Origin of the sequence: Halorubrum sp. SP9, from assembly GCF_005435015.1 — an archaeon.
Taxonomy (GTDB): Archaea; Halobacteriota; Halobacteria; order Halobacteriales; family Haloferacaceae; genus Halorubrum; species Halorubrum sodomense.
Genome location: NZ_SGXU01000053.1, coordinates 1 through 11344, shown reverse-complemented (window position 1 = coordinate 11344; position 11344 = coordinate 1). Strand labels below are relative to the sequence as shown.

The window sequence follows — 11344 nt, the reverse complement described above, 5'->3', positions numbered from 1 at the left end:
ACGCCTCCCCAGCCTCGCGGTTCGCGCTCTCCGAGCGCTCACCGCGTCCCTCGCGGGCTGGCTCGCGGCCTCCGCTTCGCTCCGGCCGCTCGCAGGCGCGCCACCGCCGGCTATTTCTAAGTGTTTGTCGCCGCCGATAGCGTCTTTTTAAATATCGAATCGCTGCTACCGATCTGCGATACCCACTCCCGTTCTCGCTCGTCGCTGTGTTCGTACAGACCGGAACGACTCGCAATATACCACTTTTTGAGGATAATATGCCTGAAAAATCGGACTCTAACCGTGGCAGTCCGTCCTAATCGACTCATTTCATCGGCAGAGTTTTCAGACCGTTTCTTAATAAGAATAGTATGCCTAATAAGAAAGAGACAATCTCGATCGAACTGCGATATCCGTTTCCGGAGGATCGGGTGTTTCGATACCAAGCGATGGAGGACGTTCTTGCGGTCCTCATCGATCAGCCGTACGCGGCGTACTCGATGAGCGAACTCGCGAGTCTCACGGGAGCGAATCAGGGGACGATCTCGAAGGCGGTGAAGCTGCTTTCCGAGCTTGATGTCGTCGAAACGGCACAGGACGGTCGGACCCGGCAGGTCCGGATCAACCGCGAGCGGCTCACGAAACCGGATCCGATTCTCTCGATCCCGCAGAGCGAGTTTCACCACCCGGTCCGGGCCTTCCTCCAACGAGCTCAAGAGGAGCTGGACGAGGTAGTCGGTGTCGTCCTATTCGGCAGCGTCGCTCGGGGGGAAGCGGATAGGACCAGCGACATCGACCTACTGGTGGTCGTCGACGGGGACCGAACGGCCGCTCGTCGGACCATCCAGTCGATCGTCAGCGACCTCGAGGACCGACGGTTCGAAGGGAACCGCTACACCTACCAGCCGCTCGTCGAATCGACGGACAGCGTCAGCCGAATCGGCGACGAGCTCCGTCCCCAGTTCGACGACGGCATCACGTTGGTCGATTCCGACCGCCTCTCAGAGCTCCGAACTGAGGTGTACAGCGATGAATGACGATATCCGGGATCGATTGGCGGAGGCCGAGCGGAGCTTCGAGGGCAGTCCCGGAACGATCGAAGAGGGTCTGGACGTCGACGACGCGGAGCTGGTCCAACTTCGCCGTGCCTGCCGGCTGTTGGAGGTCGGATCGAACCTCCTCGACCGAGGGTACTACACGGTCGTAATCGAGTCGGCGTTCGTCGCCATCGAGCGCACGATTCAGTTCCGGCTGATCCACGACGGAGCGATGTCGCCCTCGGAGGTCATCAGCAGCCACCGGCGGCTCTACCAACGCGGGGCCGAGATCGGTCTCTACGACGACGCCTTCGGGGACGACCTCGCCGAGCTGTGGAACCGGAACCGAACGGAGACCTACTACAGGCTTGGAATAGCAACGAAGGAACAGGCCGAGGCAATGTCCGGGCTGGCCGGGGGTATCCACCGACACCTCGTCGACGTGACTCGGGTGTCACACGAGTGTCTCTGTCGGGGGTAGCTCCCTCGAACCGCAGTCCTCGTCGCTCTCTTCGTTCGCGACCCGCTCGCACGGTCGTCTCACGGCCGGCTCCCGGGCACACACGGAGGCGTGTCGCGCCTCTTAAAGACGACTCAGAGCCGCCGGCGATGCCACCATACCGTGAACTCATTTAAATAGCCTACTCCGCCAGCCCGAACACGTCTCGCGGGTTCTCGTACACGACGGTCCGGATGTCGTCGACGTCGATGCCGTACCGGTACAGCTCGAACATCGCGCGCTTCACCGCGTACGGGTCCGTGCGCAGCACGTTCGCGGTGTCGGTGTCGATCATGACCCGCTCGGAGCCGTACTCGTCGATGGCGTTCGCCACGTCGGCGGCGTCGACGCCGACCAGCCACGAGTGGCCGATGGTGTAGCTCAGGTAGCAGTCCGTCTCGGTCATCAGGTACTCCGTGTTGTTCGCGTCCGCGTGCGAGGCGACCACGCGCTCCTCGTCGAGGCCGGCGTCCGCGGCCGCCTCGACGTCCCGCTTTACCGCCTCCAGGGCCGGGTTCTCGCCGTCGAGGACCGGCTCGGTACCGAGCCCGGTGTTCTTCTCGTACCCCGGCGTCACGCCGAGGTCGTCGCGGTACTCCCGCTTCGCGTCGGGCGTCGTGTTCGGCGTGTGGAGCAGGACGGGGAGGTCGTGGTCGGCGGCCAGCTCCATCTGCGCCCCGACGACCGCCTGCTGCTCGTCGACGTCCCAGCGCTCGACGTGCTGGCTCGGGACGACGCCGGTCTCCCCGACTGCGACGACCTCGTCGAGCGCGCAGTAGTCGTCCATCGCCGCGAGCAGCTCGTCGGGGTTCTCGATCCGGACGCCGGTGTGGACGCCGAGCCCCAGCTTCGCCTCGAAGAAGTGGTTGCGCTCGATCGCCCGCCGGCGGTTGATCGCGTCGTCCCAGAGGAAGCGGATGTCGCTCGCCTCCACGGGCTTGTAGGGGGTCCAGTGGTATCCCGACGACACCATCACCATCGACCGGCAGCCCGAGAGGGCGTACCGCTCGCGGTCCCCCCACGAGAGCGTGTGCGCGTGGTTGTGCGGGTCGATCCACGGAATGTTCAGCAGTTCGGTCGGGAGGTCCGGGTCCGAGCCGTCGAGGAACGCGGCGTCCGTCGGGCGAACGGTGGCGTGTGGCGCGGTCATGCCTCCACCGTCGTCCCCCGGCCACTTAGCGTTTTACAGATTGGTAAAACTTTATTATGCGTCCGACTGACTTCCGAATATGACACTGTTGATCGGGACAGACTCGGGGCTGTACCGAACGGACGATGTCCCCTTCGAGCGCGACGAGCTCGACCCCGTCCTCGACTGCGGGGTCGTCACCGCGGTGAAGTCGTGGGACCACACCGAGGGCGTGTTCGTCGCCTCCTCGACGGGCGCGTACCGCTCGCTCGACGGCGGGGAGACGTGGACCGACCTGGAGGTCCCCCTCGGCGACCGCTTCTGGCACGCCGGACAGAGCGAGGTGTGGTCGATCCTCGCGACCGCGGACGGCGCGCTGTACGCCGGCACGAACGACCCCTACGTCTTCCGCTCGGTCGACGGCGGCGAGACGTGGACCGAGCAGAAGGGGTTCCGCGAGCTCCCCTCCCGCGGCCACTGGGAGTCGCCGATCGACCCGCACTACGCCCGGCTCCGCGCGCTGGAGGCGGTCCCCGGCCGCCCGGAGCACCTGATCGCCGGGGTCGAAGCGGGCGGGATCCACGTCAGCCGCGACGGCGGCCGCACGTGGTCCGACCACCGGGACGCCATCGTCGACGACGTCCACCAGGTTCTCCCCATCTCGGAGGACGTCTGGCTGGCGGCGACCGGCTACCTCGACCACGACTTAGAGAACCTCGGCCTCGGCCACGCGGTCGGCGAGGGCGGGCTGTGGCGGACGACCGACGCGGGCGAGTCGTGGGACCGGCTCGACGTCGGCAGCGACTTCTCGTACATCCGCCGGGTGTTCGTCCACGACGGTCGGGTGATCTTCTGCGGCGGCGAGGAGGCGCCCCCGGCGTGGGTGAACGACGACCACGAGGTCGCGCTGTTCGAGTCGACGAACTTCGGCCGCGACTTCAAGCGCGTCGACTTCCCCGGCGAGCCCCACGAGATAATCGAGACGTGGGCGGTCCACGACGGCGACGTGGTCTGCGGCTCCGGCCTCTTCGACGTGCCCGACGAGCGCGACGACGTGGCGGGCCGGATCATGCGGCGTCTCGACGGCGAGGGCGACGAGGGGCCGACCTACGAGACGGTCGGTCGCGTCGACGCGAACGTCAGCCGGATCGAGGTGGTCTGAATGGCGGACGAAGCGGAATCGCCGGCCGGACCCGACGACGCCGACCGCGACGCGCCGTCGCTGCTCGGCCGCTCGCTGTACGGCGGCGTCCTCGCGTACATGGCCGTCGACGGCTTCAAGAACAACGACAAGCGGGTCTCGGTCGCCGAGGAGAAGGGCGTCCCGATGCCGGACGTCCTCGTCCCGTTCGTCACCGGGATGCTGCTGGTCGCCAACCTCGGGATCGTCCTCTGGCGCCTCCCGCGGGCGGCCGCGGGCGCGCTCGTCGTCTTCTTCCTCGGGACGACGCCCGCCATCCACGACTTCTGGACGATGGAGGGGAAAGAGCGCCACGGCAACAAGATCAACTTCCTGAAGAACCTCGCGCTTCTCGGCGGGGCTATCGTCTTCCTCGACGCCGCGAGCGAGAGCGACGAGGGAGTCCGAGAGGGCGACGGGGAGTAGTCCCGGTCCCCGAATTTCCGGTTCCTCCGGCGCCGACGCTCCGGATCGGAGATGTCTGACGCAGTTCTTAAGTGAGAGCGGCGAGGAGCCTACCGTAATTCCCCGAACGGGCGTCGAGCGCTCGGATCGAACGGCGCCGCGAAACGACCGCGGTGCTCGGGAAAACCACACGGATTGGAGGTCAGGATGGGACTGCTCACGAACCTCAGAGACAGCATATCGCGGGTCACGGACGGCCTGTTCGCGGCCGACGAGCCCAAGCGGATCGGGATCTACGGACCGCCGAACGCCGGTAAAACGACCCTCGCAAACCGGATCGCACGCGACTGGACGGGTGACGCCGTCGGCCCCGAGAGCCACATCCCCCACGAGACTCGCCGGGCCCGCCGGAAGGAGGGCGTGGAGATCGAACGCAACGGGCGCAAGGTCACCATCGACATCGTCGACACCCCCGGGGTGACGACGAAGGTCGACTACAAGGAGTTCTTAGACCACGACATGGAGAAGGACGACGCCGTCCGCCGGTCGCGCGAGGCGACCGAGGGCGTCGCGGAGGCGATGCATTGGCTCCGCGAGGACGTCGACGGCGTCATCTACGTGCTCGACTCGACGACGGATCCCTTCACCCAGGTGAACACGATGCTGATCGGGATCATCGAGTCGCAGGACCTCCCGGCGCTGATCCTCGCGAACAAGACGGACCTGGAGGGGTCGGACGTCCAGCAGATCGCGAACGCCTTCCCGCAACACGAGACGATCCCGCTGTCCGCGCTGGAGGGCGACAACATGGACGAAGTGTACACCAAAATCGCGGAGTACTTCGGCTGATGCCCGGCCCGAAAGCCAACGTCGACGCCGCGGACGACCCCGACGATCCCGACGACTCCGGCGACGGCGTCCGGATCGACATGATAAGCGGCGCTCGGATGGAGGGGCTCACGACCATGGAGAAGATCCGGCTCATCCTCGACGGCGTCCGCGACGGCAATATCGTCATCCTCGAGGAGGGGCTCTCCCCGGACGAGGAGTCGCGCCTCATCGAGGTGACGATGACCGAGATCAGTCCGGACGACTTCACCGGCATCGAGATCGAGACGTACCCGAAGGCCGAGGCGGGCGACCAGAGCTTCCTCGACAAGCTGATGGGCCGCGAGTCGACGCAGAAGCTCACGGTGATCGGCCCGGCGAACCGCATCGAGACGCTACACAAAGACGAGAACCTCATCAGCACGCTCGTCTCCCGCAAGTAGATGCCCCACCAGTGTACCTCCTGCGGGCGGACGTTCCCCGACGGCTCCAAGGAGATGCTGTCGGGGTGTCCCGACTGCGGCGGGAACAAGTTCCAGTTCAAGCCCGCCGGCGCGACGGACGAGACCGCGTCCGCCGGAAACGACGCCGGCTCCGGCGGCGACGAGGGAGGTCCGGTCGCCGGCAACGAACCCGACCGGTCGCCCTCGACCTCGGACGATCGGCCGACGCCGGACGACGGCGCCGCAGACCCGAACTCGAGCGACCCCGCGGACGCGACGCCGTCCGAGGCGGCAGCGGCCGACGCGTCGGGGCGGGTCGACCCGTCGTCCGCGAGCGAGGCGTCCGAGAGCGTCGACCCGCCGTCTCCGAGCGACGGCACGGAGCAGATCGCTGACCGGAGCGACGAGGACACCGCGCAGGCGAGCGCGCGTTCCGAGGTGGTCTCGTCGGACGAACTCGACCGCGCGAGCCGCGAGGTCGACCCGGCCGACACCGCGGAGCCGCCGGCGGAGGGGGAACCCCAACCCGGCATCGACGCCCTCCGAGACGAGCTCAACGAGCAGTTCGAGAGCATTCGGATCGTCAGCCCGGGGCAGTACGAGCTCAACCTGATGGAGCTGTACGACAGACAGGAGTACATCATCTCCCTCCAGGAGGACGGCCGGTACGTAATCGAGATGCCCGACGCGTGGGGCATCGAGGACGAGTAGTCCGTCCCCTCGTCCCGACCGACCACGGCGTCCCGCGCTCCTCGCCACCCGGCCCTGTTGTCGGTGATCGATAGTCCGGTTTTCGTGGCCGCTCGGCGGCCGTTTCGGGCGATCCGGCGCTTCGGGCGACCCTTGTCGAAGAAGATACTGTTATCCGGCTTCCTCCGCTACGGGGTCGCATGTTTACCGATCGCTTCCCCCGATCCGGCCGGCGTTCCGGCCTCGATCCGGACCGCGCTGTCCCGACCGCCCCGCGTCGACCTGATGGTGACCGCTCTGATGGAGACCGATCTGAGGGGGACCGACCCGCCGGAGACCGACTCTCACGGGCTCCTGACGAGGTAGCCATATGCGCGTAGTCGCGAAGTTCGGCGGCACGAGCCTCGGCAGCGGCGACCGGATCGAGCGCGCGGCCGACTCGGTGGCGAGCGCGGTCGCGGCCGGCCACGAGATCGCGGTCGTCGCGAGCGCGATGGGGTCGACCACCGACGACCTCCTCGACGACATCACCTTCGAGACGGACGACGCCGACCGCGCCGAGATCGTCTCGATGGGCGAGCGGACCAGCGTCCGAATGCTGAAGGCCGCGCTCTCAGTTCGCGACGTCGACGCCGTCTTCCTCGAGCCCGGGCATCCCGACTGGCCCGTGGTCACGGACGAACTGGGCGAGGTCGACGTCGAGGAGACGAAGAAGCGCGCGCGGAAGATCGCCGCCGAGATGGACGGCGTCGTCCCGATCATCACCGGGTTCCTCGCCGAGGACCACGACGGAAACGTCACCACGCTCGGGCGCGGCGGGTCGGACACGACCGCGGTCATGCTCGGCAACTACATGGACGCCGACGAGGTCGTGATCGTCACTGACGTGGAGGGCGTGATGACCGGCGACCCGCGGGTGGTCGAGGGCGCGCGTAACGTCGGCCAGATAACCGTCGACGAGCTGCGGAACCTCTCCTTCCGCGGTGCCGAGGTGGTCGCGCCCTCCGCGCTCTCGTACAAGCACGAGGGGCTCGCGGTTCGGGTCGTCCACTACCAGCACGGCGACCTCCTCCGCGGCGGCACCCGGATCGAAGGCCAGTTCGAGAGCCTGATCGACATGCGCGAGGAGCCGCTGGCGTGTCTCACCATCGCGGGCCGAGCGATCCGGAACCGCCCCGGGATCCTCTCCGAGCTGTCGAACGCGCTCCGCGCCGAGGAGATCAACATCGACGCGGTCGCCTCGGGGATGGACTCGGTCACCTTCTACGTCGACGTCGACGTCGCCGAGACCGCCGAGGCGCTGCTCCACGAGGCGGTCGTCACCGACGAGGCGCTCTCTTCCGTCACCGTCGCCGATCCCATCGCCGTGATCCGCGTCACGGGCGGCGAACTCCCCAACCAGTCGGGCGTCATCCAGGACATCATCGCGCCCATCGCCGAGGCCGGCATCAACATCATCGACCTGATCACGAGCGCCACCTCCGTCGCGGTGTTCGTCGACTGGAACGACCGCGAGGAGGCGCTCGAAATCGTTCAACAGCGGTTCGACTGATCCGAACGGCCTCGTCCGACGCTCGGACCCCCGGATTCGCCGTCGTCGAAACCTTCCAGCTCCCGTGACAAAAGGCCGCTCAGGACGGCCGTCGTCGCCGCCGAGTCGGGGTTACCGCCTCCCTGTCCTCAGCCCAACGGACGGAGTTCGCTCCGGGACTCACCACTGGTGGCCGCCGATGTCCACGATCGAATGACACCGGGCGCACTCGGAGACGACGAGGGGGTCCGACGAGGACTGGTTCGTCACGTCGTCGTCCGGACCGGTCGGGCCGCCGCACCGCTTACAGACCATCGTACGATTCGCTTCCATCAGGGTCGCTCAGACGCGCCCGGCGGAAATAACTCATGCCATTTGGCATCAACCGACTCGCCAGTCGAGCGGTCCGTCCGGATTCGACTCCGGCGCCGACGCTGTGAGAGGCGCACGCGCCGTATCCGATATATCCGCGAAACACAGCCCTAACGGCGCATTTCGACGAACCCATGAACCGGATTTTCAGGCCGCTCCGGGCCTCAGCCTTCCGGATCGAACCGGTACCGCGTCGTCGACGCGCCGTCGATCCGCGGCCCCGAGCCGACCACCGCGAACCCGACCGCCTCGGCCGCGTCGTCCGCGGTTCCGTCGGTCGGCAGGACAGCCTCGACGGTCATCCCCTCCCGGGTCGCGAACCGCACCGGCTCCTCGAACAGGCGGCGGACCGCGTCCGGGTCGCCCTCGACGTTCGTCACGTGAACGGCCCCGTCGCGCACGTCGAACGCGACGAACCCCCCGACCGCGTCGACGGGTGTGTCATCGCTGGCGTCCGCGTCGCCGGCCGGCGTGGCGTCGTCCGTCACCGCGACCCGGACCGACCGGTCGTGGATCATGTTCCGGACGACCCCTTCGGGCCGGCCCGTCATCGATCCGAGGGCCGCGGCGTCGGCCTCGACCGCGTCGCGAACTCGCATACCTCCGTACTCTCGCCCGCCGACATAAAATCGCCGCACGCTCGCCGCGGACCGGATGATTTTAACGACCGGCGGACGCAGGAACTCGCATGAACAAATCGACCCAGATCGTCGTCGGCACGGTCGGCGTCTCGGCCGTCCTCTCGGTCCTCATCATCCTCTCGTACGTCTTCGCCTGATGTTCTCACCCCGGTCGCTCGACGACGACCTCGCGGCGGTCCGCGACCGGTACGCACCGGAGTCGCCCGTCCTCGACGTGGACTCCGACTTCGAGACGCTCCCGCCGGCCGCCGCGGAGGACCTAGGTCTCTTCGTCGACGGGCTCGACCCCGCCTCGTACCCCGCCGAGTGGCTCCCCGAGGCGGTGCCGGACCTGCTCCGGAAGCACGCCGGACCCGCGTTCACCGTCGGGCTCCCGGGCGACGGGACGGTCGTCCGGACGACGCAGACCGACCCGCCCGCCGTGCTCGTCAAGCGGCGCGCGGAGGGGACGCCCGACGACTTCCTCGCCTTCCTCGTCGCGGAACGGCTGGTTCAGATCGGCCGCGAGCCGGGGCCCGGCACCGTGGGCGGCGAGAACTCGGGCGGAAGTGACGCGCCCGGCCTCCCGGAGTCGTTCCTCCCGTTCTTCGGCGATCGCTACCGCGACCTCGACGCGGCGATCCGCCGCCCGGACCCGGAGACGGGAGCCTCGACCACGGGCTTCGGCCCGACCGACGTCTTCCAGGTCGCGAACGCGCTGTTCGACGCGTGGGTCGGCCTCCGCGTCCGCGACGCGTTCGCGTCGTGGGAGGGCGAGTACCCCCGGCTGTTCGACGCGTGGATCGACGCGGGCGAGCGGCTCTCCGGCCGGCTCGGCGACCTCTCCGGCGAGGTCGCCCGCGGGGAGACCGACTTCGCGGCCGCGACGGAGTACGCCTGCTCGGCGGTGAAACACGACCTCGACCTCCCGGCGCCGTACGGCGCGCTCGACACGACCGCCTACCGGGATCGCGGGGCGGACTACGCCGTCGCGTGGGCGGAGAAGACGTTCGCAGCGCTCGTCGACGACGAGGAGTGAAACGGCGACCGCGGTCGAAATCGCGCTTCTCAGCCGTCGAAGGTGACGTTCCCCTCCCCGTCGAGCCCGATGACGCCGTCGAACAGCTCGCGGAACCGGTCGAGCGTCGCGACCTCGTGGACCTCCTCCGAGAGGTGGAAGATGCCGACCGCGTCGTGCTCGTCGAGGAGGGAGAGGATCTCGGCGGCGGCCTCGTACACCGCGTCGTCGTCGGCGTAGTAGGCCATCTCGGTGAGCGAGTCGACCGAGACGCGGCGCTTCCCCTCGTTTTCGGTGAGGAACCGCTCGACGCGGTCGACGACGCCGTCGAGGTCGTCGGGCGCGGAGACGTAGTACACGTCGTCGCTGGAGCGCCGCGAGTACCCGCGCTCGACGGAGAGCGTGTCGAGGATGGTCGCCTTCGTCTCGTCGACGTCGTAGTACTCCAGCTTCTGTTCGACCTCTCGGGCGGTGGTTCGCGTCGAGACGACGAGGAACGCGTCGGTGTCGGTCTTGAGGAAGTCGGTGTCGATCCGGTCCGTCTCGCCGATGCTCGGGTGGACGAGGAGGAGTCCGGTCCCGCCCGGTATCGTCTCCGGCCCGTTCTCGACGGCGAGGGAGTAGTCCATGGGATCGGAACTCGCCCGACTGACTTAACGGTACGGTCGACGGGGTCCAGACCGGCGGACGCGAACGGCTCCCTCGCCCCGCGTCGGGTCGCGGGCGCACTCCGCCCCGTCGCTACTCCCCCACCGTTTCATCTGGAGATCGCGACACGTACGCGCCCGGACTCGGTGAATCGACGCCGCCCGCGGACGCGGCGGTCGGTTTTTTTGCCCCGCCCGCCGTCGGTGCGTTCGATGCCCGGGCACGACACCGCGCGCGACATCTACCGGCAGGCGCTCCCGGTGATCGCGGTCAGCCTGATCGCGGGGCTGTTCGCGGGGACGATACTCGGCTCGGAGACCATGCGCGCGAACATCGAACAGGTCCCCGGACTGCTCCTGTTGCTGCCGGCGTTCCTCGCCACCCGCGGCGGGGTGTACGGCTCGCTCGGCGCCCGGCTCTCGACCGGGCTCCACCAGGGGATCATCGAACCCCGGTTCCGGCCGGACCGCCGGCTCACGAACGCGGTCGTCGCCTCCTTTATCAACGGGATGAGCGTCTCCGTGTTCATCGCGGTCGTCACCTACCTCACGCTCGTCCTGTTCGGTGACGGCGGGAGCCTCTTCCAGTTGGTCGGCGTGATGGTCGTCGCCGGCTTCCTCTCGGCGGTGCTCATGATCACGGTGTTGATCTCGGTCATCTTCGTCGGCTACCGGCGCGGGCTCGACCCCGACAACGTCATCGGCCCGGTCGTCACGACGCTCGGCGACGTGTTCGGGGTGTTCTTCCTCCTGGTCGGAGTGGCCGTCGTGGGGGCGGTGTCGTGACCGATCCCGCGCCGACCGGGATCGACGAGTGGTCGGTCCGGCGGATCGTCCGGACGATGATCCCGCTTCTGGCCGCGCTGTCGGTGCTCCAGCTCGTCTCCGGGACGGTGTTGGAGAGTTACGAGGAGATTCTGCTGCGGTATCCGGCGCTCTTGGTCCTCGTGCCCGTCCAGATCGGAA

Annotated in this window: 14 protein-coding genes and 1 pseudogene; 11 read left to right on the top strand and 4 right to left on the bottom strand. The window is 67.9% G+C overall.

What is annotated here, in order from left to right; genetic code table 11:
• Positions 1 to 428: 428 nt before the first annotated feature.
• Positions 429 to 1016, top strand: a complete 588-nt coding sequence (locus EXE45_RS15870; RefSeq protein ID WP_092919247.1) for a nucleotidyltransferase domain-containing protein — start codon at positions 429 to 431, stop codon at positions 1014 to 1016.
• On the top strand, positions 1009 to 1497 hold the full coding sequence (locus tag EXE45_RS15865; protein ID WP_092919249.1) for a hypothetical protein: 489 nt from the start codon (positions 1009 to 1011) through the stop codon (positions 1495 to 1497). The genes EXE45_RS15870 and EXE45_RS15865 overlap by 8 nt, the downstream gene beginning before the upstream one ends.
• A 160-nt stretch (positions 1498 to 1657) precedes the next feature.
• On the opposite strand, the gene EXE45_RS15860 is transcribed toward EXE45_RS15865, so the two are convergent.
• Complete coding sequence (locus EXE45_RS15860) at positions 1658 to 2665, bottom strand: TatD family hydrolase (RefSeq protein ID WP_137694884.1); 1008 nt, start codon at positions 2663 to 2665, stop codon at positions 1658 to 1660.
• 79 nt (positions 2666 to 2744) lie between these two features.
• Here EXE45_RS15860 and EXE45_RS15855 point away from each other — a divergent pair, with 79 nt between their 5' ends.
• From EXE45_RS15855 to EXE45_RS15830, 6 genes are all read left to right on the top strand, one after another.
• Entirely contained in the window at positions 2745 to 3806 is a 1062-nt protein-coding gene (locus EXE45_RS15855) for a sialidase family protein (RefSeq protein ID WP_137694883.1), read from the top strand.
• On the top strand, positions 3807 to 4250 hold the full coding sequence (locus EXE45_RS15850; RefSeq protein ID WP_092919255.1) for a DoxX family protein: 444 nt from the start codon (positions 3807 to 3809) through the stop codon (positions 4248 to 4250). It abuts the gene before it with no gap.
• 186 nt (positions 4251 to 4436) lie between these two features.
• Positions 4437 to 5078 (top strand): Era-like GTP-binding protein, encoded by a 642-nt coding sequence (locus tag EXE45_RS15845; RefSeq protein ID WP_092919257.1) that lies wholly within the window; start codon positions 4437 to 4439, stop codon positions 5076 to 5078.
• Complete coding sequence (locus EXE45_RS15840) at positions 5078 to 5500, top strand: DUF2073 domain-containing protein (protein ID WP_137694882.1); 423 nt, start codon at positions 5078 to 5080, stop codon at positions 5498 to 5500. The genes EXE45_RS15845 and EXE45_RS15840 overlap by 1 nt, the downstream gene beginning before the upstream one ends.
• Positions 5501 to 6211 (top strand): Zn-ribbon containing protein, encoded by a 711-nt coding sequence (locus EXE45_RS15835; RefSeq protein WP_137694881.1) that lies wholly within the window; start codon positions 5501 to 5503, stop codon positions 6209 to 6211.
• Positions 6212 to 6560: 349 nt separating this feature from the next.
• Positions 6561 to 7742 carry an aspartate kinase gene (locus EXE45_RS15830; RefSeq protein ID WP_092919264.1) on the top strand — a complete coding sequence of 394 codons (1182 nt, stop codon included), beginning with the start codon at positions 6561 to 6563 and terminating at the stop codon, positions 7740 to 7742.
• 159 nt (positions 7743 to 7901) lie between these two features.
• Here EXE45_RS15830 and EXE45_RS19710 read toward each other — a convergent pair whose 3' ends face one another.
• Positions 7902 to 8054: a hypothetical protein gene (locus EXE45_RS19710; RefSeq protein ID WP_158293510.1), complete on the bottom strand. Its 153-nt coding sequence runs from the start codon at positions 8052 to 8054 to the stop codon at positions 7902 to 7904.
• 203 nt (positions 8055 to 8257) lie between these two features.
• The gene (locus EXE45_RS15825) at positions 8258 to 8692 is read right to left on the bottom strand and encodes a hypothetical protein (protein ID WP_137694880.1); all 435 of its coding nucleotides are present in this window, start codon (positions 8690 to 8692) and stop codon (positions 8258 to 8260) included.
• 178 nt (positions 8693 to 8870) lie between these two features.
• Between EXE45_RS15825 and EXE45_RS15820 the strand changes: the two genes are divergently transcribed.
• Positions 8871 to 9752: a hypothetical protein gene (locus EXE45_RS15820; RefSeq protein ID WP_137694879.1), complete on the top strand. Its 882-nt coding sequence runs from the start codon at positions 8871 to 8873 to the stop codon at positions 9750 to 9752.
• Between the two features lie 29 nt (positions 9753 to 9781).
• On the opposite strand, the gene EXE45_RS15815 is transcribed toward EXE45_RS15820, so the two are convergent.
• Positions 9782 to 10360 (bottom strand): hypothetical protein, encoded by a 579-nt coding sequence (locus EXE45_RS15815; protein ID WP_092919268.1) that lies wholly within the window; start codon positions 10358 to 10360, stop codon positions 9782 to 9784.
• A 231-nt stretch (positions 10361 to 10591) separates the two neighbouring features.
• Between EXE45_RS15815 and EXE45_RS15810 the strand changes: the two genes are divergently transcribed.
• Together EXE45_RS15810 and EXE45_RS15805 are read left to right on the top strand one after the other, a co-directional pair.
• On the top strand, positions 10592 to 11164 hold the full coding sequence (locus EXE45_RS15810; protein ID WP_092919271.1) for a magnesium transporter: 573 nt from the start codon (positions 10592 to 10594) through the stop codon (positions 11162 to 11164).
• 56 nt (positions 11165 to 11220) lie between these two features.
• Positions 11221 to 11344: pseudogene (locus tag EXE45_RS15805) on the top strand (ABC transporter permease); the annotation flags it as partial.